19 protein-coding genes are annotated in these 24561 nt (G+C 46.3%); 11 read left to right on the top strand and 8 right to left on the bottom strand.

Features of this window, described 5'->3' with window-relative positions; all coding sequences use genetic code 11:
- Positions 1 to 222 precede the first annotated feature (222 nt).
- Both BUB19_RS02230 and BUB19_RS02225 read left to right on the top strand, forming a co-directional pair.
- On the top strand, positions 223 to 864 hold the full coding sequence (locus BUB19_RS02230) for a hypothetical protein (protein ID WP_073091141.1): 642 nt from the start codon (positions 223 to 225) through the stop codon (positions 862 to 864).
- Between the two features lie 100 nt (positions 865 to 964).
- Positions 965 to 1402 (top strand): nucleoside deaminase, encoded by a 438-nt coding sequence (locus BUB19_RS02225; RefSeq protein WP_073091138.1) that lies wholly within the window; start codon positions 965 to 967, stop codon positions 1400 to 1402.
- Positions 1403 to 1430: 28 nt separating this feature from the next.
- On the opposite strand, the gene BUB19_RS02220 is transcribed toward BUB19_RS02225, so the two are convergent.
- The 6 genes from BUB19_RS02220 to tsaD form a co-directional block, all read right to left on the bottom strand.
- Complete coding sequence (locus BUB19_RS02220) at positions 1431 to 2297, bottom strand: alpha/beta hydrolase (protein WP_073091135.1); 867 nt, start codon at positions 2295 to 2297, stop codon at positions 1431 to 1433.
- A 270-nt stretch (positions 2298 to 2567) separates the two neighbouring features.
- Complete coding sequence (rpsA, locus tag BUB19_RS02215; protein ID WP_073091132.1) at positions 2568 to 4349, bottom strand: 30S ribosomal protein S1; 1782 nt, start codon at positions 4347 to 4349, stop codon at positions 2568 to 2570.
- Positions 4350 to 4530: 181 nt separating this feature from the next.
- Positions 4531 to 5040: an HNH endonuclease gene (locus BUB19_RS02210; RefSeq protein WP_073091506.1), complete on the bottom strand. Its 510-nt coding sequence runs from the start codon at positions 5038 to 5040 to the stop codon at positions 4531 to 4533.
- Between the two features lie 8 nt (positions 5041 to 5048).
- Positions 5049 to 5864 (bottom strand): C40 family peptidase, encoded by an 816-nt coding sequence (locus BUB19_RS02205; RefSeq protein ID WP_073091129.1) that lies wholly within the window; start codon positions 5862 to 5864, stop codon positions 5049 to 5051.
- Positions 5830 to 6294 carry an SsrA-binding protein SmpB gene (gene smpB, locus BUB19_RS02200; RefSeq protein WP_073091126.1) on the bottom strand — a complete coding sequence of 155 codons (465 nt, stop codon included), beginning with the start codon at positions 6292 to 6294 and terminating at the stop codon, positions 5830 to 5832. Before smpB ends, BUB19_RS02205 begins: the two co-directional genes overlap by 35 nt.
- Positions 6281 to 7303: a tRNA (adenosine(37)-N6)-threonylcarbamoyltransferase complex transferase subunit TsaD gene (tsaD, locus tag BUB19_RS02195; protein WP_073091122.1), complete on the bottom strand. Its 1023-nt coding sequence runs from the start codon at positions 7301 to 7303 to the stop codon at positions 6281 to 6283. Before tsaD ends, smpB begins: the two co-directional genes overlap by 14 nt.
- 10 nt (positions 7304 to 7313) lie before the next feature.
- Between tsaD and BUB19_RS02190 the strand changes: the two genes are divergently transcribed.
- Together BUB19_RS02190 and BUB19_RS02185 are read left to right on the top strand one after the other, a co-directional pair.
- Complete coding sequence (locus BUB19_RS02190) at positions 7314 to 11921, top strand: translocation/assembly module TamB domain-containing protein (protein ID WP_073091117.1); 4608 nt, start codon at positions 7314 to 7316, stop codon at positions 11919 to 11921.
- A gap of 31 nt (positions 11922 to 11952) precedes the next feature.
- Entirely contained in the window at positions 11953 to 13254 is a 1302-nt protein-coding gene (locus BUB19_RS02185; protein WP_073091111.1) for a cryptochrome/photolyase family protein, read from the top strand.
- 2 nt (positions 13255 to 13256) lie between these two features.
- On the opposite strand, the gene BUB19_RS02180 is transcribed toward BUB19_RS02185, so the two are convergent.
- Complete coding sequence (locus BUB19_RS02180) at positions 13257 to 13925, bottom strand: YdcF family protein (RefSeq protein ID WP_073091104.1); 669 nt, start codon at positions 13923 to 13925, stop codon at positions 13257 to 13259.
- Between the two features lie 205 nt (positions 13926 to 14130).
- On the opposite strand from BUB19_RS02180, the gene BUB19_RS02175 reads away from it, so the two are divergent.
- Entirely contained in the window at positions 14131 to 14856 is a 726-nt protein-coding gene (locus BUB19_RS02175) for a hypothetical protein (RefSeq protein WP_073091101.1), read from the top strand.
- Here the strand turns inward: BUB19_RS02175 and BUB19_RS02170 are convergent.
- On the bottom strand, positions 14788 to 16710 hold the full coding sequence (locus tag BUB19_RS02170; RefSeq protein WP_394333869.1) for a glycoside hydrolase family 9 protein: 1923 nt from the start codon (positions 16708 to 16710) through the stop codon (positions 14788 to 14790). The two genes, BUB19_RS02175 and BUB19_RS02170, sit on opposite strands and share 69 nt — an antisense overlap.
- Before the next feature lie 189 nt (positions 16711 to 16899).
- Here BUB19_RS02170 and BUB19_RS02165 point away from each other — a divergent pair, with 189 nt between their 5' ends.
- From BUB19_RS02165 to BUB19_RS02140, 6 genes are all read left to right on the top strand, one after another.
- Positions 16900 to 18975: a GAF domain-containing SpoIIE family protein phosphatase gene (locus BUB19_RS02165; RefSeq protein ID WP_073091097.1), complete on the top strand. Its 2076-nt coding sequence runs from the start codon at positions 16900 to 16902 to the stop codon at positions 18973 to 18975.
- Positions 18976 to 19006: 31 nt separating this feature from the next.
- Positions 19007 to 19351 (top strand): STAS domain-containing protein, encoded by a 345-nt coding sequence (locus BUB19_RS02160; protein WP_073091094.1) that lies wholly within the window; start codon positions 19007 to 19009, stop codon positions 19349 to 19351.
- Complete coding sequence (locus BUB19_RS02155; RefSeq protein ID WP_073091089.1) at positions 19341 to 19757, top strand: ATP-binding protein; 417 nt, start codon at positions 19341 to 19343, stop codon at positions 19755 to 19757. The genes BUB19_RS02160 and BUB19_RS02155 overlap by 11 nt, the downstream gene beginning before the upstream one ends.
- An 89-nt stretch (positions 19758 to 19846) precedes the next feature.
- Positions 19847 to 21850, top strand: coding sequence for a peptidylprolyl isomerase (locus BUB19_RS02150; RefSeq protein WP_073091084.1), 2004 nt, complete (start codon positions 19847 to 19849; stop codon positions 21848 to 21850).
- Positions 21813 to 22709: a peptidyl-prolyl cis-trans isomerase gene (locus tag BUB19_RS02145; RefSeq protein ID WP_073091077.1), complete on the top strand. Its 897-nt coding sequence runs from the start codon at positions 21813 to 21815 to the stop codon at positions 22707 to 22709. Before BUB19_RS02150 ends, BUB19_RS02145 begins: the two co-directional genes overlap by 38 nt.
- Complete coding sequence (locus BUB19_RS02140; RefSeq protein ID WP_073091070.1) at positions 22687 to 24129, top strand: peptidylprolyl isomerase; 1443 nt, start codon at positions 22687 to 22689, stop codon at positions 24127 to 24129. The genes BUB19_RS02145 and BUB19_RS02140 overlap by 23 nt, the downstream gene beginning before the upstream one ends.
- The last annotated feature ends 432 nt before the right edge of the window (positions 24130 to 24561 follow it).

The following is a 24561-nucleotide window of genomic DNA, read 5'->3' as shown; positions in this document are numbered from 1 at the left end:
TGTTTTTCAAAAATTAAAATTTGTTTATTATGTTTTTATAGTATTTATTATTGTTTTTTATTAATTTTAATTTTTTTATTTTGAATATATGTGCGATATTTGTCAAGCGGGATCTTCGCGCAAGCGATTGGGAGATGTCTCGTGAAGATGCAGGCGGTGTTGGATTTTTTCCAGCTTTTTGATGTATAGTATTGAACATATACCTTTTTAAAAATATTAGCCATGAAAAAGATCATCTGTTTTTATTTGCTGACCTTTATGGTGGTAAGCCAGGTCAGCGGCCAACTGCAGTTTTTTAAAAATGCAGACTTTGAAAAAATTGCCGATGCTCACGAAACGATAGCAACGGTACCATTTTTGGCTAAGGTAAACCTGCTTCCGGAGCAAATGGATACCATCAGCACAGGGGAACTGGCAAATTTGGAAAAATCAGAGGGAGAAAGCATCCAGAAAGCCATTTACGCCTGGTTTCTACAAAAGCAGGAAAAAGGAAAACTTTCTGTTGCGATTCAGGCTCCACTTGTATCCAATGCCAGGCTGGAAGCTTCCGGTATCGATCATAAAAACTACCTGGCCTATAGCCCTACTGAGTTGGCCCGCATTCTGGGCGTGGATGCCGTGGTAATGGGCTATTATGAGACCAACCAACCCAAGGCCTGGCAGCAAAAAAATGGTGATTGCGAACATAAAAACGAGGGTACCGGGCTGGCCGTAATTAACTTTTCCATTTTCAATGCCGAAGACGGGGAACTACTGGTAAAGTTCCGCAACGGCATTGCAGCACAGAATGAAAGTCCCAATGAGGAAATTATCCAGGCTTTGATGAAAAAAGTTTCCAAACGGATGGCATATACCAAGATTTGAATGACTTATCCAACTATATTTTAATCTATCAGATAAGCTCCGGTAAAAATCGCGAGCTTATTTTTTTGCTATATTACGATCAGGATAGAAAACCAAGGCTATGGATCAATTTATGCAAGCGGCTATAGAAGAGGCCCAATCCGGCATGCACAGCGGGGGGATACCGATCGGATCGGTACTGGTATACGAAAATGAAATCATTGGAAGGGGACATAACCAGCGGGTACAAAAAGGCAGCACCATACTACACGGGGAAATGGACGCTTTGGAAAATGCAGGAAGGCAACCGGCTGCCGTCTACAAGAAATGCGTCCTGTATACCACCCTGTCGCCTTGCCCCATGTGTTCGGGCGCCATACTTCTGTACGGAATCCCAAAAGTCGTCATCGGTGAAAACCTGACCTATATGGGTGCCGAAACCTTACTCCGGGAAAATGGTGTGGAACTAACCATAGTCCAGGACAGCCGTTGTCAGGCACTGATGCGGCGTTTTATCCAGGAAAACCCGGCACTCTGGCAGGAGGATATAGGAGAATAGGCTTGCCGTTTTCGGAAAGAATTTTCACTTATTTCTGCCGAAAAGTGTCAGAAACGAAACTCAACACATCGGGAAGAGATTCCCTCCAATACGTCCAGTTGTGGGCACCGTCCCGAATCCTGAATTCGTGCGGGATTTCCTTTTTCTTCATGGCGATGTGTACCAGGCTATTCCCTTCATAAAGAAAATCATCGTCTCCGCAGTCAAAATACCATTTAACGGACCTGATGTCATCCAGCTCATTTACTTCAAGTTGCCGGAGAGCCTGGTGCCTGTCATAATAGGACTGCAGGGCCGCAGGATCATTTACCTTAGTCTGGTTACTTTCCAGACCTTTCTGGAAATCCTCAAAGCTGGAATTTCGCAACGCTGCACTTAAGGGGCAGGCAGAAGAGAAAAGATCTGGCCGGTGCATGGCATAAAAATAGGTGCCTCCACCCCCCATAGATAAACCGGCTATGGCCCGGTAGCGCTTTTCCTTTTTGATCCGGTACTGGGATTCCACATAGGGCATGAGTTCTTCAAAAAAGAAATCTTCATACCGCCAGTCATTGTTGACATCATTGAAGTAACCCCTCCTGCCGGTATTGGCATCCGGCATGACGATGATCATCTGAGTAGCGATGCCTTCGGCAAAAGCCTTGTCAGCAATATGCTGGACCTCACCAAACTGAACCCAGCCTGTCTGGTCATCTCCAGCACCATGCAACAGGTACAGTACGGGGTACGATCGCTGAGAATACTCATATCCGGGAGGCAGATACACCGCAAATTTCCGTTCCATATCCAGAATTTGGCTCTGCATACTGAGCGCATCAAAGACACGGCTTTCCTGCGCATAAAGGCTGCTGACCAGGCACAACAATAAAGGCAAAAGAAATTGTAAAGATCTCATAGATAATCTTGGGTTAATATTTTCTGGCTGGTAGAAGAAGTTCGACCTGACGATTAACAAGGCACAATCTACTAAATTTACTTGTTATCCAACAAAAAAATGGCAAACCTTTTAAACAGCAATCCCTGATTGTAAATTATGGTCTCTGATTGGGCCGGCAAAGAGCCGTGGCAGCAGCCTTCAACTGGGTGGATCAGCCAAAAAAAAAAAAAGCGCTTACCGAAACCGGCAAGCGCTTTTGCATATGGAAACAATTCCTTGATTATCGCTTTATTTTTTGGATTGATCCATTTTTTCTTTTAGTGCAGACAGGGCATCCAGATCACCCAAAGTAGATTTCTCTCCTCCGGCGCTACTGTCTGATCCTGTGGCTTTCTTCTTGGTACCGGACGCTGCTTTCTTGGCAGCAGCTTTTGGCATGGCCTCTTCTTTAAAAGTTGCCGTATGTGAAAGCACAATTCGCTTGTCTTCCTTAGAAAATTCGATCACCCTGAATTCAAGGCTTTCTCCAGCCTCTGCCTGTGTACCGTCTTCCTTCTCCAGGTTTTTGGCCGTAACGAATCCTTCCAGGCCGTAGGGCAATTCCAGTACGGCGCCCTTGTCATTTTTGGAGATGATAGAACACTTGTGCGTAGATCCGATTGGGAATACGCTCTCGAAGGTATCCCATGGATTTTCTTCCAGCTGCTTATGACCCAGAGCCAGTCTTCTGCTATCCAGGTCCAGCTCCAGAACAATGACATCCAACTCGTCGCCTACTTTCACAAATTCAGAAGGGTGCTTGATTTTCTTGGTCCATGACAGGTCAGAAACGTGTACCAGACCGTCGATACCCTCTTCCAGCTCCAGGAACAAACCAAAGTTGGTCAGGTTTCTGACAATACCTTTGTGTTTGGTTCCGATGGCATATTTGGTGCCCATTTCGGCTTTCGTCCAGGGATCTTCTGTGAGTTGCTTGATACCCAGCGACATTTTTCTTTCGTCTTTGTCCAAGGTCAACACCACGGCATCGATTTCGTCACCTACCTTCACAAAGTCAGCAGGGTTTCTCAAATGCTGAGACCAGGACATCTCTGACACGTGGATCAGGCCTTCTACACCTGGTGCCAATTCAAGGAAGGCACCGTAATCGGCCACATTGACAATTTTACCACGTACTTTGGATCCAACCTCAAGATTGGCAGAAAGTGAATCCCAAGGGTGTGCAGTAAGCTGCTTCATGCCCAGGGAAATTCTCTTTTTGTCATCATCAAAATCCAACACAACCACCTGTACCTTATCGTCCAGGTTGAGTACTTCTTCCGGATGGTTGATGCGGCCCCAGGAAATATCAGTAATGTGCAGCAATCCGTCCACACCACCCAAATCGATAAATACACCGAAGTTGGTCATGTTTTTGATCACTCCTTCCAGTACCTGACCTTTTTCCAGGTTGTTGAGGATTTCTGCTTTTTGCTTTTCGAGGTCTTTTTCTATCAATACCTTGTGAGAAACGACCACGTTATCGTTGGCGTGGTTGATTTTCACTACTTTCACTTCCATTTTCTTACCTACATAGATATCAAAATCACGGATAGGCTTCACGTCTATCTGAGATCCGGGAAGGAACGCCTCTACGCCATATATATCTACAATCAGACCACCTTTGGTCCTTCTCTTCACCAATCCCTCAATGACGTTATCCTGCTCCAGCGCCTCTTCGATCGTCTGCCAGGCTTTGACCATTTTGGCCTTTTTTCGGGATAGAACCAATTGGCCCAAAGCGTTTTCCTGCTCCTCAATGAAAAGCTCCACCTCGTCTCCGATCTTCAGGTCCTCTACGTCGCGAAACTCGTTCAAAGGAACCAATCCATCCGATTTGAAACCGATGTTGATGATCACGTCCTTGTCGTTGATGCCCACTACCGTACCGGTGATGACCTCTTTTTCGGTGATCTCGGTCAGCGTTTTGTCGTAAAGCTTCTCCATCTCGGCTCTTTCTGCCTTGGTATAGCCTTCTCCAAAACCCTTGGTTTCAAATTTTTCCCAGTTAAAATCTTCTTGATTTGACATATTAAATGATACAACCCTGATTTTCAACAGCCTTAGGGTCGTCTGGCTGAGGTTTTTATGAAGAATACCTTCTTTGTAGAAGGACCGTCCACCCGAACGGATTGCAAATTTACAAATTATTTCAGGAATAGAAACCTGTAACCTACAAAAAATCAAGTTCTTTTGCAGACAAGGCCCGGGCTCAACCTACCGTTTTGGCGGCTAAAAATGGCAGCCACTCCTCTGCGTGTCGTTCTGCATATTCCGCTAAAAAATAGGCCAGTGTTGGTTTGAAAGGCAATGCTTTTAACTTAAGGCCGGCCTGCTCAGGCGTCTTGTCGCCTTTTACTGTATTGCAGCGGTGGCAGGCAGTTACGAGATTCTTCCAACTCGTTTTCCCTCCCTTGGACCGGGGAACCACATGATCCAGGGTCAGCCCTTTATCTGTACCGCAATACTGGCAGGAATGCTGGTCCCTCTTGTACAGGTTGTTCCTGTTTAGCATCACTCCCTTATAGGGTATACTCTTGTATTCGACAAGGCGGATCACAGCGGGATATGGAAAATCCCTGTCTACTGTCCTGATCGTAAGGTAATCAAAATGAGCAAGGGACGAAGCTTTATCGAGCAAGGTTAGTACCAATGCCTTTTGCACATTGACCACGCCCACAGGGGAGTGGTCCAGATTCAGCACCAGCACTTTTTTTTCCATCCATTCTTTCATGAGCCCATAAGATTTTTAACATGAAGAACCTGTAGCTGTTTGGATTTGTTTTCGGCTGAGATCCATTTGTCCGGGTCAAAGGGGCTTAACCTTACTTTTCCCTGTATGGCCAGCATTTGGCCATCTCCCACATACAGTCCTGCCCTGGAGGCAAATCCCTGCTCATTGCCAAAAACCACAATGTCTCCCGCCTGTATGTCTGCCAGGCCCACCTCTTCTCCGGATGTCAAAAGTTGTGACAGGTAATTGGGTATGATATATCCGGCAATCTTGAACACCAAGTGCATCCAGCTTCCCTCATACAATCCAAAAATACTCCTTCCCCCGGACAGGTACGGCGCATTTATGAAGGTATTGGCTATATTCACCAACTCCGTCCTGTCTGCTTTTTTAGAAAAAGGCCGGCTACTGCCTTCAAAAGAAAATAAGGTTTCCCAATCAAAAAATTCGTGATTTCCGGCATGAAGCTGGCTTCCCGGCAGCAATAAAACCTGTGATTTTTCCCAAATGACTTTACTGATCGGCGCTGTAGTGATATGGAGTGGACTTTGTAGAAAAACATCAAAAGAATCTGCCGACAGATCATGGTGCTGGCTGGCCAGCATCCAGCCGGCCCCGGCCTGGGACTCCCCTGCTACAAAATACCACAGGCCGTCCCTGGTTTTGCGCTGCACCTTGTATAGTTCTCCAAACAGCAACTGCGACGTCAGCCCTGAGCCTACCACGGGTTCCCGGTACAGACTGAGCAGGGATAAGCGGCAAATGCCGTATACCGGTTCAGAAAGCCATACGTTGGAGGTCTCGTTTTGCATCTTTTTCCTTTATAGACTGCCTTTTGTCATGGGTCTTTTTGCCTTTAGCCAGGGCCACTTCCATTTTGGCCAGACCCCGGTCATTGATAAATATACGCACCGGAACAATGGAAAGGCCTTTTTCGGAAAACTTATTTTGAAGTTTTCTGAGTTCCTGCTTTTGCAACAACAACTTCCGCTCCCGCACAGGATCATGGTTAAAATGGGAGGCAAGGCTGTAGGGGGCGATATGCATTTGTTTGATAAACAACTCTTCTCCCCTGAAATAACAGTAGGCCTCTGTCAGCGAGACCTTTCCTTCACGAATAGATTTGATCTCAGTACCGCGAAGTACTATCCCCGCCTTGTATTTGTCCAGGAATTCAAATTCAAAACTTGCCTTTTTGTTCCTGATATTGATGATCTTGTCGAACTTATTATTTTTTGCCATGATTTCCAATTTTCATTCTTGCCAGCGGGCTGATATCCAGCCCACAAAACTGGCCGGCCTGGTACTTGTAATGGGCAGCCATGGCCACCATAGCTGCGTTATCGGTGCAATACTCCAATTTGGGCAAATACACCTTCCAGCCCTGCTCTCCGGCCGATTCTTTTAACGCTTTTCTTAAACCAGAGTTTGCAGACACGCCTCCTGCAATGGCCACTTCCCTGATCTCTGATTCATTGCATGCCCGGATCAGTTTGTTCATCAACATTGCGATCAGCGTTTGCTGTACCGATGCACAGATATCTTCCAGGTTGCGGGCTATAAAATCAGGATCCTCTTTGAGGTTCTTCTTCAGAAAATACAAAACGGCCGTCTTGATTCCTGAAAAGGAAAAGTCTAGTCCCTTCATGTCTGACAAGGGGAAAGTAAATGCATCCGGATCTCCGTTACCTGCCAATTTGTCCAGCTGTGGACCTCCGGGATAGGGCAGGCCCAGTATCTTGGCAATCTTATCAAACGCTTCTCCCACTGCATCATCCAAGGTTTCCCCCAGGATCTCCATTTCCAGATGGCTGCTCACCCGCACAAGCTGTGTATGCCCTCCGCTTACCGTAAGACAGATAAAAGGAAATGAGGGGCTGGGCTTTTCAATGAAATGTGCCAATACATGGGCCTCCATGTGATTGACCTCGATAAGGGGCAGATCAAGGGCATGGGCAAACGATTTGGCAAAAGAAACGCCCACCAGCAGGGCTCCCATCAGCCCTGGACCGCGGGTGAATGCTACTGCCGAAAGAGCGGATTTGTCCACTCCCGAAGATTTTAATGCCTCGGAAACCACCGGGACCAGATGCTGCTGATGTGCTCTGGAGGCCAGTTCCGGAACCACACCCCCATATTTCTCGTGAACGGATTGCGTGGCCACGATATTATTAAGTATTTTGCCATCAGAAATCACTGCTGCTGACGTTTCATCACAAGAGGATTCTATAGCTAGTATATTACAACTCATTTAGTGCCTGTTGGAAAATAAACCGAAAGTTAAGGAAATTTTGCTGAATGCCCTTAGGCGGCTATATGGGGTATTGCGGTACCTGTTGGTATTTTTGCTTACTTTCACACTCTTATTGCAGATTCCGGGGATTCAAACCTACCTGGCCGGATTCATTACCAACAGGATTTCCAGCAATACCGGATATGTAACAGATATCGGCCGGGTAAACCTGCGCTGGTGGGATGCCATTAGTCTACGCGATGTGACAGTGTACGATCTGCAGGACAGCCTGATGATAGACCTGGAAGAGGTTTACATTGACTTTTCCATTCAGGGCTTGCTGGATAAGGAGCAGCCTGGTCTGGACGTAATCAATCTCAGAAACGGAAATGTACGTTTGCTTACCCACAAGGACGGTGAAGGGTTGAACATTTCTGTATTTCTGGAACGTCTCAGGGCCAGCTTTTTTTCCCGACCCATGGAAAAGCCCCTGCGGGCATCCACCTTTTCCATCTCTGACATTTCCTTCGAACAAACCTCTCTGGACATCATCGACTATACGCTACCGGATATTGATCTGAAATTTGACTATGCCAATCTGCAGTTCAGGGATCTGGTAGCCAATGCCACTGATTTTTACGTAAGAAGGGATACGGTAGCCTTTGATCTTGAATACATGAGGGGAGTGGAAACCAATTCGGGAATGGTTTTTCAGCAACTCCAGACAGATTTCACCTACTCCAGTACCGGCATGGAATTCAAATACCTGTTTCTGAAGTCTAATGAAACAGAAATCAAAAACTACCTCCGCTTCGATTATGAGAATGTTGCCGACCTCAGAGATTTTAACCGTAAGGTAGACCTGCTCGCGCGCCTGGACGAAGCCATTCTGGATATCCGTGATCTCGGCTATTTTTCGGACAATGTGCCCCTGATAGACGATCGGCTGTATCTCAGTGGTGAGATTATTGGCAAGGTCAATTCGATGTTTTCGGAAGAGTTGTTATTGAGGTTTGGGGAGCGGAGTGCGCTATTCGGAAAATTCACCATCGAGGGATTGCCGGCAGTGGCCGAAACCAATTTTAACCTTTCCCTCATGAATTCAATTTTGCAACCTGAAGACCTTTACCCCTACATCTCTGCAGAAGCCAGAAATGAAGTGGCTAAATTTGGCGTCATCCGTTTTGACTCTGATTTTGATGGCTACCTGACTGACTTCAAGGCAAAAGGTGAATTCAGAACCGCCATCGGTACCTTGACAGGAAATCTGAACTACGTCAATCAAAACGGAACACCTACTTACCGGGGCAACATAGAGGCACGAAATTTTGACCTGGGAGTGCTGACCGGGGAACTAGAAAATTTTCAGAAAGTAAGCTTTAAGGGCGACCTGAGGGGAACTGGCCTTACCGTAGACGAAGCACTCATCGATTTGGATGCACATATCAGCAAAATTGGCATTAACCAATACGAATTTACCAATATCAATACCAAAGCCACTTTCGGAAAAGACCTTTTTCAGGGCCAGCTTAACATCAAAGATCCCAACCTGGTGATGGAGGTGGACGGCACCCTGGACCTGAGAAATGCAAAAGACTCTGCCAACCTGGTCATGCAGTTGGACACGGCTTTTTTAAGGGACATTAACCTCACGGAGGAAGACATTTTCCTGAGCGGCAATTTTGAACTGGACACCAAAGGCATTCACTGGGATACTATAGAGGGGGTGACCCGTTTCAGAGATGTTCTGGTCAGTTATGACGGCAGAGACCTCTTTCTGGATTACTTCCTTTTCCAATCCCTGTTTACGGAAGACTCCAGGGTGATATCCCTCAATTCAGACCTGCTGGTCGCGGGGATCAGCGGTAATTTTAAGGTCCGTCAATTGGCTCAGGACCTGACACATTTGTGGAAGGAATATTATGCCATTCTGACCAACGATTATTCGGGACCTGTGGCCAATGCTCCTCCCGCCGGAGAAGCCTACGAAATCGACCTGTCCCTCGACCTCCGTGACCCAAATCCCATACTCAACCTGATTGATCCCAGGCTGTTTATATCCAGCAATACCACTGTGGAAGGTGCATTCTACCAGACCGATCAAAATACGGTATTCAACTTTTTCACCGGTATCGACACGATCTATTACAACGGCAATTACTTTATCGACAACAATATTGACCTGAATACCGCTAAATACAAAAACAGCGATGAAGTCCTGGCTTCGTTCTATACCTTGTCACGTGAAATCCAGTTGAATTCCGGCTTTAATTTTCACAACCTATCCATGGAAACGATCTGGGATCAATCCCGTCTGAACGTTTCCTTTTACCTCGACCAGTTGCTTACAGAGAGTTACCTGAACATCGAAGCAGGTATCAATCTTGCCCGGGGAAACACCACGATTGAATTCAGCCCTTCCGAAATCAAATTGTTGGAAGACTACTGGCAATTTGAAGAAGGCAACAGCATTCGCATCGCTGCAGGCGAAACGATATTTGACAACCTGAAAATCTATCATGAAAACCAATACATATCGGCCGATGGAAAAATCAACCTGGATCCCGGGGACCAGATGGAAATCAACATTCATGAATTGAACCTGGATTTTTTAAATTCTTTCGGCACCAGGGAATTTGAAGGGTTGGCCAATGGGCGTATCGGACTTGCGGAGGGCTGGAATAAGGAAGGCATGGAGGGACAATTGGATGTGCAGGATATCCACATTAACAATTTTCTTGTGGGAGACGTCTCCGCCAATGCAACCTTCGCAGAGCAGGCCATCAACCTCTCCCTGCAAAATTACCGGGAGGGCAATAAGATAATCGACATTACCGGCAATCTGGCCTCTGAGGATAAAGAGATGGCGCTCAATGCTAACTTTGAAAATGCAAATCTGTCTGTTCTCGAGCCCTTTATCGAAGACTATATCAGCAATATCGATGGCAACCTGAATGGAAATCTGGGCATCAGCGGAAGCCTTACACGGCCCATCGTGGAAGGGCTGGGAAAACTGGAGAATGCCACCTTCCGCTTCAATTACCTCAACACCACCTATTTGGTGGATGGAAACGTAATCTTCGAACCGGACAACATCAGTTTCCGCGGCCTGGAGCTCAGGGATGTCAATAACAACACAGCAAGGCTGCGGGGAGGGATCACGCATGACAATTTTGACAACCTGATTTTAGACCTGACTGCCGATATCAATAATTTTCAGGTAATGAACACCAGCGCGGCAGACAATGACTTGTTTTTCGGAACAGCATATGCTTCCGGCGATATCAACGTGTTTGGTGCAGCAAACAACCTGGACCTGACGGCTAATGCCAGTTCCCAGCCCAATACAAGAATATACATCCCCATCGGTGAAAGCAATGGGCAGGCGCAGGAAGATTTTATCAACATCATCAATGTCAGAGACACGACGGAGTCTGTCAATTTTGAGGAAACGGTAGAAAAGCTGGCTATCAATAACCTCAGAATGAACCTGAATCTGGACATCACACCCAATGCATACGTGGAGATCCAGATTGACCCCAAAACGGAAGAAAATATTCAGGGAAGAGGGAGGGGTATATTGAACCTGAACATTGACACCCAGGGCAACTTCAACATGACCGGCAATTTTGAAATTGTAGATGCCTTGTACAATTTTTCGCTGTACAATGTGATCAACAAAAAATTTCTGATCGAACCCGGGGGGATCATCAACTGGTACGGCGATCCCTACGAAGGCGTAATGGACATTTCGGCGGTTTATGAAGAAAACGTATCGCTGGCATCGCTGCAACCCAATACCAATAATGGTCAGTTTGAAAGCAGCCAACTGAAGCGCCGGTTTCCGGTCAAAGTAATCATGGATCTGAATGGCCCCCTTTTGTCGCCGGATATTGCATTTGACTTCGATTTCTCCGAATTTCCGGAAGATAGTGAAATACAAACCACCATTTCCGCTTTCAGTAACAGGATAGCTAATGACGAACAGGAAAAAAACCGGCAGGTGTTCTCCCTGATCATGCTGCGGAGGTTTTCTCCCGAAGGGCAGTTTAGCGGGGCCGGCATTGGCTTTTCCAACCTCAGCCAATTGATTTCCTCCCAGCTCAACAACCTGATCGCACAGGTGGACGAAAACCTGGAGATAGACTTTGATTTGCTTGGACTGGATGAAACTGCCCTGGAAACCTTTCAGCTCAGCATCGCCTACACCTTCTTTGACGGCAGGCTCAGGGTCACCAGAGATGGTGGATTTACCGACCTGCAGGGCAATGCAGATTTCAATACCATCGCCGGAGACTGGCAGGCCGAATACCTGCTTACCGAAGACGGCAGGTACCGGGTGAGGGTGTATAACCGAAACAACTTCAATACCCTGACAGCGCTCGGTATCAATAATCGAGGTCCGAATACCTATGGGGTTTCAGTATCACAAAACCTGCTATTCAGCTCCTTGAAGGAGCTTTTTCAGAATTTCAGCCGGAAGCGGTCACTGCCAATGAACGATTCGGACGAATACCTGCGCAGAGACTTCAACATCAACCTGGACAAAGTAGCCCCCGACTTGTTTAAACCCGACCCAGTCGAAGATCCTTCGGGCATACGGATACTGGAACAGGAAAAACCTGGCGAAAAATAAACAAAACCCTGCCCAAGACTATTTATACCTCATGGAAAAAATAACCCTTTTTTGGTTCAGAAGAGACCTCCGCCTGGAAGACAATATGGGTTTGTACTATGCCTTCGAAAATGAAGAAAATGTACTCCCCCTTTTTATTTTTGATCGTGAGATCCTGGATAAACTTGAGGATAAAACAGATGCCCGTGTCCAGTTTATCCACGAACAAATCCGCCACCTCCACCAATCCCTACAGAAATACGACAGCTCGATACTGGTGAGGCATGGCAAGCCTCCTGAGGTTTTTAAATCTCTTCTCAGTGAGTATGAAGTAAAAAATGTGTATACCAACCGGGATTATGAGCCCTACGCCCGGGCAAGGGACCAGGAGGTAGAGGGATTGTTAAAGGAGAAAAAAATCGACTTCTTCGATTTCAAAGACCAGGTGATCTATGAAAAAGACGAAATCACCACAGAAAAGGGAGATTTTTATAAAGTGTTTACGCCCTATAGCAAGGTATGGCTGAAGAAATTTAAAGCATCAAAAATCGAAACCGTAAGGCTCGATGGCCGCAAAACCGGCTTCTTACAGACCAAACCATTGCCCCTACCCACTCTCAAAGACATTGGATTTCAGGAAAGCGATATCGAAATCCCTCCTATGGATATCAACAAACCCCTGATCAGGAAATACGACAAAACCCGAAATTTTCCTTACCTGGAGGGAACAAGCAGGTTGGGGATTCACCTGCGGTTTGGAACCATCAGTATCCGAAAGCTTGCCCTTGAAGCCGCCCAGCTCAATGATACCTACCTGAACGAACTGATCTGGAGGGAATTCTACATGATGATCCTCTACCACAATCCTCCGGTCGTGGATAAAGCCTTCAAGACACAGTATGACCGGATTCCCTGGCAAAATAATGAAAAAGAATTTGACCGTTGGTGTGAGGGAAAAACCGGTTTTCCCCTGGTAGATGCCGGTATGAGAGAGCTCAACCAGACCGGCTACATGCACAACAGGGTACGCATGGTGACGGCAAGCTTTCTGACCAAGCACCTGCTGATAGACTGGCGCTGGGGGGAAGCATACTTTGCCAAAAAACTTCTGGATTATGAACTCTCCTCCAACAATGGAGGTTGGCAATGGGCCGCTGGCACCGGAACAGATGCGCAACCCTATTTCCGGATCTTTAATCCGGAATCTCAACTGGAAAAATTCGACAAGGAGAAAAAATATGTAAAGAGATGGGTCCCTGAATTCGGTACTGAGGACTACCCCAAACCCATGGTAGACCACAAAACTGCCCGTGAGAGGGCGCTGAAGGTATACAAGGAAGCAGTTGGAAACTAAGTTCAGGAAATGAGGTGTTGATCAAAACCCAAAGCCACCAATTGCTCAAATGCCCTCCATACCTCATCGGGTATATCCTGATGTATCTGAAAGCCTCTTTTGGGGTATTCCCTGATCCGCTGCAAATCTCCCACCATGGACTGGATTACTACGGCCATGGGGATCTCCGCATTGGGATAAGCCTCCAATGAAATGCGGGGACTGGTCACGTATACCATTTTATCCGGCCAGTGCTGCTTGAAGGTAGCATAGGACCTCCTTTCCATATACGGCTTCTGGACGATGATAAACTGATCGATATCCAGCCCTTCTCTGGACAGTAGCTTCTGCGTAAAACGTATGTTCTCACCGGTATTGGTAGATTTATTTTCAATCAAGATGGCGTTTTCGGGAACACCAAGTTCCAGCGCAATTGCGGCGAATTTATCCGCCTCTGCTTCGTCCCAAACTCCTTGAGTGAAATTGCCCAAACCTCCGGAAAAAATCAGGTACTCTGCCAGGCCTTCCAGCCACAATTCGGCTCCCCGTACTGCCACCCGGGTATCATGGCTGCCCAGCACCAGGATGGCACCTGCAGGCTGAAGGCTGTGGTTAAGCTGGTGGTAATCCCATAAAATTTGCGCCAGTGAGAGAACCTCTGAATCAATTTTTGGCTGATTTTCCTGAAACATGATGACAATTTTTTCTTCCGGGCACAAATATAATTGTTCCGGGCCGTAAACCATACCCGAGTCCCTCTGCCATGCGCAACCTGATCATACCAGATTTTGTCAGTATTCCGGGGTTTTAATTGTCGCCAATTACTGGTAATTTCACAGAAAGGCCTGCTCCCTTGCCCTTGAATGAAAAAGAATATACCCTCCTGGTACGAATCTTATGAATCAAAACAAACACCAGATCCTGTTTCGGCTATTTGACAGCTTTATTCCGGTGATCAGCATTGGAGAAAAAGTCCTGTTGTTTTCTGTCTGTTCATACAGAGAAGAAATGGTAAAAAGAAATTTCCAGACAGCGGTCATTGATACTCCCGGTGGATTGCTCAAATACTATAAAGGTTGTGAAGGACCCGCTCCCTTGACCGATGCGGATATCATGTCTGCCAGCACTCCATTGCTGGAGGCCTTTGACAAATTGGTGGAGCAGAGAAGATTTTTCCTGAAAGAGGGTCAGCAGATCAGCCATATCGTCACCCAAAGTGATCTGGACAAGATCCCCATGAGGCTGGCCATGATGGGTTTTATCAGCGTATGGGAGACCTATCTCAGGGATTTGGTGAAAACGGATATACCAGACTGGCAACAAAGTTTGTCAGCCCGTCGCATGCAGGATGCTCAGAAACTTTTTGCATTGAAATCGGCCAGAAATGAAGAAATCGACCTCATCCAATGTCTTCAACTGGCCGATCTGGGCAGCATTTTTTCTAAGAAACAGGGGTTCAAAAGATTCCTTCCGGACGGCAATCGGGAAGAATACGACAATATGGTCAGGAAAATCGGGAAACTCCGTGATGCGCTTGCCCACTCCCAGGCAGTGTTACCTTTCTCCTGGAAGGAAATCCACCTGCTGCTCGCTTTTATCCGAAATGCGATTCGATCTGTTTGATGAGGCAGGCGCAAAGGGCCCTGGTCCATCTGCCAGCTCTGGTATGGGACTCTGCTCCGCTTCCATTCCGAAATGCGCCATCATCAGCAAAGCTCCAGCCGTACCGTCCATGGTGGGCTCATTGGTACTGTAGTCTCCCACATCGTCCTGATATACCACATGATCGTTTTGTAAATGGGCAAACTCATCCGGATCATTTAAAGTGAGCCCCAGCAAATTATCGTGTATGCTCCGGTAAATGGGACCGTCCACCAGTCCTCCGGGTACATCAAGTCCCAGTAATACATATACACTGGTATGAATATCCTCCGGTACCTCTCCACCCTCCGGCAATCCGGTAAACATGGAGGTACCCCAGGGGTTTCTACCAAAAAGCCAGTCTCGCTGCCTTGCTAGAAACTGCTGGTATTGTTGGTCACCACTCATCTTTTCGTACAGTATCATCTGAGCGATCAAACTCGTAAGCAGGTTATTAGAGCACCAGATAAATGGCACCCCTATATGAAAGGGATTCCTTTCGGCCCTGCGCCGGGTATAGTCTATTCCCGCTTTATAAAATCCCTCAAGTATGCTCTTGAATTCTTCATCCACGTGCCGGTGCAGTGCAAAATGCCCCAGATTGATGAACGGATAGCGTTGGTAATGCGCTGCAGTATCTTTGGTGGTCCAGGAATCAGCATTGCTGCTCTGCAGGGCATAGGCTTTGGCCTGCTCCAGGTAAGCTTTCTCTCCTGTCAGCGCATATAGCTCGGCCGCTCCCCACTCCATATCGTCTGCCCAGGTATCTTCATTGTAGCGGTAGGGTGCGCCATAGGAATTACCCTGCTGGTATCCTTCGTGCTCCCGGCCCAGCTTGTAGAGCGAAATCGCAGCTCTTCTGCATTTGGCTGCATACACAGCATCCCCCAAATGCGATTGCCATATCCGGGAAGCCAGGGCCATTGCCGCAGCACTTCGCCCGGCCAGGTTGGCCAGACCTGTGGCCTGACTTTTAAACTCGCCCAGACCCTGTGGCTCGCCGGTAGCCAGATAGGCTGCCCGGTAGCTGTTTTCTCCCCATCCATAATCTGAATTGTCCTTGTTGGGGATTTTAAATCCTCTGTGATCCCGGTCGTCGGCTACCTGATGGAAAAGCATATCGGGAGCAGCATGCATTTTATGTATCCAGTCAAGGCCCCATTTTGCTTCATCCAATATGTCCGGTATACCGTTGCTTTTGGGCTGCCCGAGGGCATTGTATTCATCAGCAAACTTTTCAGGATACAGTTCAAAAGTCATCAACATGTGTGCTGTAGCGTAGCTGCCCGTGATCAGATACTTGAGCTGGTCTCCTGCATCGTGCCAGCCTCCACTCAGATCCACATAAGTGCTGTCTGGCAGGCTGCCATAAAAACTCCTGCCATCTTTTTCATGGCAGACCATGTCCAGGGTAGGATTGTATCCGCAGCGTTGCTGACGCATGAAAGTTAGCAGTGTTTCCTGATGCCGGCCATACGCCGCCGCTCCGATTTGAAAAGAAGAAGACCGATGCCCGGATTTTTTGGTCCGAAGAAAGTATTCGCCCGACGCTGTAAAAGCACTGAAATTCAGTGTATAATAAAAAGGAAAGGTACCCCAATTTTCCGCTTTTTCCCTTTCTGGCTTTAGCTCCAGGACTGGCCTATTGTCTGCAGACCGGATAAGTAATACAGGTTCCCGAACAGCCGAATGGCTAAAAAGCAAGGCCTCTTTATGATCCTGTGGCAGATAACCCAGCTGATTTACCCTCAGGTAAATGTCTGACTGGCATCTGCCTTGCAGCATCATGCCCAGACCGGTAATCAACAATAAAATAAGTTTTAATTTCATTAGCATGCTGACTCAATCAAATTTTCCGAACCGAAATTAAAAAAATTGATTCATTCCCGGAGTAAAAATTGATAAATCCGTTAATTTTTTCGTTTTCGGCCATTTTCAGCTTTCCTGCTTCCGGCAGCTTCACTATTCTTTTTTGGCTGGGTCAATGAATTCTGCCATTCTATTTTTATTATTGTAAGATTTTCTATGGTAAAACCACCCAACATACCACGAGGCAAAATTTACGTGCTGCTGACCATACTTTCATGGTTTTGCCTGCTGCTAGTGGATCTGGTAAGAATTTTTGGCGAAATCAACGAGATGGAGGGGGTGGTAAAAAGAGAAATCACCTGGATCCTGGAGATCATCTTCTTTATCCTGCTGTATTTATTTTTTAATAACTCCATCAACAAAAAGGAAAACAACAATTTTCTCAACCTGATCTGGAGGGCAGCTTCTACCGGATTGATTGCCACCGGCACCTCGTTTCTGATCATTTACTTCTACTACATCCTGGAGGACACCCGGCTATCTGACGATCCCTTGCTGAGAAATTTTTTCTATCATGTAAATTTTGCGCTGACCGCCATCTTTCTAATCTCTACGGCCCTGCTCTGGAAGCATCTCATCTTATATCAGAAAAACAAAGCTGTAGTCCAACAATGGCAGGCTTATGAGGTCATTTTGCTGATCAGCATGTTTTTCGTGCTGATCAATCAGGAAAGCTTCAACTATGGCTTTATGTTTGGTCTGATTTTCCTGATCATATACGGCATCATATTGTCGGTAAATTTAAAATGGATCCCCTACCTGACTTTTAAAGAAAAATGGAAATCCATATTGTTTCTCGCCATCATTGTAGCCTCTACCATATACCTGTTGATTCAGTTGGTATCCTACACGCAGAAAAATGTCCATTTTGTGAACCTCAGCGAAAACCTGTTTCTGCTCGGACTTTTTGCCTTTGTGCTGATTTACGCCGTATTCAGCTTTCTGGTCACCTTGTTTAATCTACCCACTTCTTCCGTCTTTGAGCAGAAGCTGACGGAGGCCATCAGCTTCCAAAAATTGAGTCAGTCCATCCAGCCCGGTGAAAATGAGGACCAGGTTCTGGATATTTTGATGGACAGTTGCATGAGCGCCGCTTATGTGGATGCCGCCTGGCTGGAATTATATCCAGGTCAGCATGAAGAAGAAAAAACCGGTGCCATACCCTATCAAAAATTTATCAGCAATGGTGAGCGGCAGGAGATCATGGACCTGCTGAGAAGGACGGAACCTTATTCAGATTACCTCAAAAACCCTGCTGATGTCAAAATTGAATACCTGTATGGAAAGATCGCCCACGAAATATACCAATCTGTGCTGATCATACCGGTGCGGGCAAACAAAAGGCTTCTGGGAGTCATGTTTTTGCTCAAAGAGGTGAAGGACGGATTTAATCGGGAGATGATCAACATTATATCCACTTTCGTAGGTCAAACCTCTATCTCGATAGAAAATTACCGCCTGCTCAATGAGGCCATTGCCAATGAACGGTACCGGGAGGAGCTTGAAATTGCCCAGCGCGTACAAAGAAGCCTGTTGCCATCTGCCTTGCACCACAACAATTGTTTTGAAATCGATGGCTTCTCCGCAGCAGCCGATGAAGTAGGTGGTGATTATTATGAAACATTCCGTTTTGACAAAGACAATTTTGCGCTGATCATTGGAGACGTATCCGGTAAGGGTACTTCCGCTGCGTTCAACATGTCTCAGATGAAGGGGGTATTTCACAGCCTGGTGCAACTAAATTTCAGTCCCAGGGAATTTCTGGCCAAAGCCAACAGTGCCCTGAGCCGGTGTCTGGAAAAAAACAATTTTATCACCACTACGTATTACACGGTCAATACCGGGGAAAAACTCATCCATTTTGCCCGGGCAGGCCATTGTCCCACGCTGTATTATAACCACAAAGAGCAGTCTTCCAGGTTTCTGGATATCAAGGGTATGGGCCTGGGAATTGTAAGAAACGATACCTATGAACAATACCTGGAAGAGGGCACATTGCACTATCATCCCGGCGACATTATGGTCATGTATACAGACGGCGTTGTAGAGGCTAAAAATAACAAGGGCGAAGAATTTGGCTATGGCAACCTGAGAGATTTACTGGATTCGCTGCAGGGGTTACCGGCACAGGAGATACGGGAACGCATTATCCAGGAGGTGTATACCTTCGTCGGCAAGGAGACCCTGCCAGACGACGATTATTCCTTGCTGGTCATCAAATTTAAAGCATAAACTTAAAGGGAAATAAAGCGTATAATCGGATATGTTATCAATCAATAAAGCGCCCGAGCGAGATCATCTGGTCATTACATTGAACGGAGAAGTGGATGCCAGTAATTCAGTGGAGCTGGACGAAGTGATTCAGGAGGCAATTGCAGAAAACGCCAGCAAAATACTCGTAGATGGCAATCGTCTGGAGTACATTTCTTCTGCAGGCCTGGGGGTATTCATGTCCTATCTGGAGGATTTTAATGAAAAGCAGGTAACCTTTGTCATCTTCGGATTAAATGAAAAGATTTTGAATGTGTTCCATATTCTTGGCCTCGACCAACTCATCAGCATCAAAAGTACAAAAGAAGAAGCCGAAAGAGCGCTTTATGAAGCATGAATTGAAGCTATATTGTGAAAAAAGCCGATTGGCAGAACTGAGGAATTTTTTATCCGGTATTTTGTCGGCAAGCGGACTCAATGATATCACCCAAAACCAATTGATATTGGCAGTGGAGGAGGTCTGTGCCAATCTGATCATTCACTCACACGACTGCAATCCCCTAAATCACATAGAACTGGAAGTACTGGTCGGCAAGGATACCATTGTCTTTGAGATCAGGGATTCCGGCAAAGCATTTAATATCATAGAATACAAATCTCCGGAAATCGATGCAGTGGTCAGGGAAAAGCGAAAAGGAGGACTCGGCCTGCTATTGGTCCGCAAAATCATGGATAAAATCGAATTTGAAACTGACCCCTCCTTCAATACCTGCCGGCTGATCAAAAAGCTGAAATCCAAATAAATGTTAAATCCCCTTACTTATCCTGCGCATCTCCCCGAATTGTGGGGTAAAATTCGTAACATTGCAGGCTAATTTGTATCCCTTGTCCTATGAGTTTGAAGCATATATATTTCCTTTTTCTGGGAATTTTATCTGCAAGTGCGGTTCAGGTTACTGATCAAGGCATGGAAAAGCCAGCTCCTGCTGACTTTCTTCTGAAGATAGACGAGACTACCTCAGACCAGGAAGAATTTTTATACATCTTCAACAAAAACCGGCAAAGGGCTGATTCCGCCCTTAGCAGAGCAGCTTTTGAAGAAAATTTTGAGCTTTTCGTTAATTACAAGCTAAAGGTGAAATACGCAATTGACCTGGGCCTGGACCAATCTGAGGAGTTTCGCAGCGAGTTTGCCTCCTTCAAGGCAGATATCATCAAGCCATACCTGCAGGAAAACAAGTTGGAAGATGGAGAGATGCAAAGGGTATATGAACGGATGAACGAAATGGTAAAGGCCAGCCATATTTTGCTGCAATTTCCCCCGAATGCCAGCAAAGAGGATTCCATGGCTGTCTACCGGATGGCAAAAAAGTTAAAATCAGAGGCTGAAAGTGGCGCAGATTTCAGCAAGCTGGCATTAGACTACTCCGAAGACCCCTCCGTGAAGGACAATCAGGGCAGCCTCGGCTATTTTACGGCACTCCAGATGGTTTTGCCCTTTGAAGAAGCTGCTTTTGCACTAAATGAAGGAGAAATTTCCGAGCCGGTCTTATCCGATTTCGGATACCATGTGATCCGGCTGGAAGACCGAAAGACAAATCCGGGGCAAATCCGGGTTTCCCATTTACTGATACGCAGCCCGGCGGAAAATCCCGAAAGTGAAGCGGCAGCACAGAAAAAAATCGCAGAACTGTACCAAACCCTGCAGGCAGATCCAGCCCAGTGGCCAGATCTGGTATCCGCTTACTCTGAAGATCCGGGCAGTAAATCCAACCAGGGAATAATCCCCTGGTTTGGCCCGGGTGCTATTGTTCCCGAGTTTGAACGGGCTGCTTTTGACCTTCAGCAAATCGGAGATTTTACGGCGCCAGTGAAAACCAGGTATGGATACCACATCATCCGGCTGGAAGGTAAGCGGCCCGTACCGCCCTTCGAAGAGCTTAAGCCGACAATACAGGCCAGAATAAGCCGGGGAAGCAAATCAGGCATGCTTCAGGACAAGATAATGGACCTGCAGAAAAAGCTGCTGCAAGTGGAAGTCAATGATTCCCTGCTCAGCGATCTCGATGATATCTTTAGCTCCCTGAGAGGAAAGCCCTATGCAGATCTTCTGGACAAACTTGCTGAAGTCGGGCATAGCAATACAGATTTGGTACAGTCAAACCGGCACACAGCCACACTCGGCAATTTCATTAACCAGGTAAAGGTGGCGCTCAGCGACACTACCGCTACCGTGCATGTTTCGTTTGACGAGCTATTTCAGCCCTATCTGAAAAATTTACTGGCCTCCTGGGAAGAAGAATACCTCTATGCGACCAATACCGATTACCGGCAGCTAATCAATGAATACCGCAACGGAATGCTGCTATTCGAATTGATGAACCGTGAAGTATGGCAGAAAGCAGTGGACGACAGTACCGGCCAACAAAAATATTTCCTGGAAAACCGGCAAAACTACCTCTGGGGCGATCGCATACCTGCAGTGCTGGTGAAAGCAAGGGCAGATAAGGACCTCTCAGATGTCGGCAACTGGCTCGCAGAACAAAAATATCATTCAAAACTGGACTCCCTGCTGAAGGAAAAATTTCTTCTGGATGACCCCTTGTTGTTTACCTTGGAGCAAAAGGAATTTGAGATTTCAGAAAATAAGCTGCTGGCTTCATTGGACCTGAGCCAAAAATTTCACCAGCTACATGAAAATGGGGAAATGGTGCTGGTATTGTCGGGAGAAAAAATACCTGCCGCACCGAAGAAATTTGAGGAGATCCGGGGGCGGGTAATTCAGGATTATCAGCAATACCTCGAAGAAAACCTGCTTCAACGCTTACATAAAAAGTATACCATCCAAATCAATGAGGATGAAAAAGAAAAAATTTATCGCTCCCTTGAAAAGTAAGGTACTGCTCGTATTCAGTAGTCTGCTGTTCCTGGCTTCCTGTGACCTGTTCAGTATCAAGTCAGAGGAAGAAGATCCGGACAATCCCCTTGTGGCAAGTGTGGGTACCGCCAATCTTTATCTTGCAGACATCGATCATATCAGCAAGGAAATGGCTACCACGCTGGATTCTGCTGAACTGGTCAACCGGTACATTCAAAGCTGGATCAAAAAGCAGCTAGTGATCCGGGAGGCGTCTAAAAACCTGACCCTGAATGAAGCGGAAATTAACCGTAAACTCCTGGATTACCGCTATGCGCTGATCGCCTACGAATATGAAAAAAACTTCGTAGAGCAAAGTCTGGACCGGGAGGTAACACCGGCTGAAATTCAGGCTTATTATGAGACCAACAAAGAAAATTTTGCCTTAAAGGAAATCATCGTGCGTACCAATTTCATCAAACTGGAAAAATCACTCCCCCAGAAAAGGCAATTGGAACGCTTATTGGCCGGTAATCAGGACGACCAGAAGGAAGAACTAAAAGAGTTCGCCATTCGTTATGCCAATAACTATTTTATTGAGGATTCGACCTGGATAAAATTCGATGATATCATCATCAATACCCCTCTGTCTCAAAACAACAACCATGTGCAATTGCTCAGAAATGAAAAGCTGATCAGTGTGGACGACGAAACCTATTCCTATTATTTCAAGATTCTCGAATATCGGTTAAGAGACCAGGTACCGCCACTGGAATTTGTCAGAGACGAAATCTCTAAAATAATCGTTAACAAACGTAGAGTAGAGATAGCAGAAAAATTAAAAAGAGACATATACAACAATGCACTTGAAAACAATGAATTTACCATATATGAATAACTGGGCAAGAAAGGTAAGCCTCTTTTTGATCATCCTCGGCCTGTATGGTCAGCAAATCAGCCTGGCGCAGGATACGGACAGCCCGGCAGCCAGCAGTAGTGCGGAGACGGCTGAAGAAAAACCCAGTGGGCAGGTCCTGGACAAAATTATTGCCAAGGTGGACAATTATATTATTCTGGAGTCAGATCTGCAGAAAGCCTATCTGGAAGCCGTCTCGCAGGCGCAGCAGGGAATGGAAGCACCCAGTCGCTGCCAGATATTTGAATCACTGCTGATCAATAAGCTAATGATGGCCAAATCTGAAATCGATTCTGTAGTTGTGTCGGAAGCGGAAGTGATCATCCAGACAGACCAGCGTTTCAATATGGTCTTGCAGCAATTTGGAGGAGATGAGGAAACCCTGATCGAAGCCTATGGAAAAACGGCAGACCAACTCAAAAGTGAGATACAGGATGCCGTCAAGGAGCAGATGGTGGTACAGAAAATGCGTGGTGTAATTACGGAAGAACTGGAAGTATCTCCCAACGATGTTCGTAAATTTTTTGGCTCCATACCCAATGATTCGCTGCCCTTTTTCTCTGCGGAGGTCTCTGTGGCCCAAATTGTCAAAAAACCAGAGGTAAGTCAGGAGGAAAAGGACAAGGTTGTAGAACAATTGTTGTCTATCAAAGAAAAGATCCTTTCCGGAGAGTCGGACTTTGCGACCATGGCCCGGCAATACTCCATGGATCCCGGCTCAAAGGTTCAGGGTGGTGATCTGGGATTTTTCAGAAGAGGTGAGCTGGCACCGCAATATGAAGCCACCGCCTACAGTCTGAAGCAGGGAGAAATCAGCGATCCGGTAGAAACCATGTTTGGGTTTCACATGATCCAGTTGCTCGAAACCCGCGGAAATACCTTTAATAGCAGACACATACTGATCATACCCAGCCCGTCAGAAAATGATATCAAAAAAGCGGAAAGGTATCTGGACAGCCTTCGCCAGCAAATTGTAGAGGATAAAATCACTTTTGCGAAAGCAGCGAAGGAATATTCTGATGATCGGGAGACATCCGACAATGGTGGCTTTTTTACAGACCCGGGAACAGGATCCAATCGGCTGACCTTGAGAACGCTGGAAGACCCGGTACTCTATTTTACCCTGGACAGCATGGAAATAGGTCAGATTACCCAACCGATAAGGTATGAAGATCAAGACCCCAGAACGGGCCGGTCAGAGCCCGGCGTGCGCATCCTGTACTATAAAGAACGCTTTCCGGCCCACCGCGCCAATCTTTCAGATGATTATGAAAAATTAAAGGCCGCAGCGCGCAGAAAGAAAGAAGAAGATATCTTGTCCAATTGGTTTGTACTGGCCAAGGAAGAGGTATTTATTGATATCGATCCTCAATACGACCGCTGTGAAGTGCTGCAGGATTAATTGAGTCATGCTTGGGTGTAACTACATCCCTAATATACCATGGAATACGAAACCTTAGGTATTTATAAGGCCATTTCTTTAAGTTAGATCGTAAAAATGGTTATATAAAACCTGCACGATTAGCCATTTTAAATGGCTTTTGGGTGGCTCCTTTTTAGTTACGAATGCGATACCAAGGTGAAATGGTATACTTCACCCAGTTTCTTATCTTTAATCTGTCTCAATCCGCGTAATCTGTGGTGCACCTTTTTTCTTACTGACTGTTACTCGTCCGCTTCGTACTCACGATTTAGAAACTGCCACCAGGAAGCCTGATCCTTCATGGGATGGTGCTTTCTTTTCAGTAGGACTTCCTTTATCAGTTCGGCCCTTCTGAGAAAGGCCTCCTCCTATGGAGAAGACCAGAAAAGTGGTTCATGCCAAAAATGCCAC

The sequence above is a fragment of the Cyclobacterium lianum genome (assembly GCF_900143075.1).
GTDB lineage: Bacteria > Bacteroidota > Bacteroidia > Cytophagales > Cyclobacteriaceae > Cyclobacterium > Cyclobacterium lianum.
This window is presented reverse-complemented; position numbering and strand designations above follow the sequence as displayed.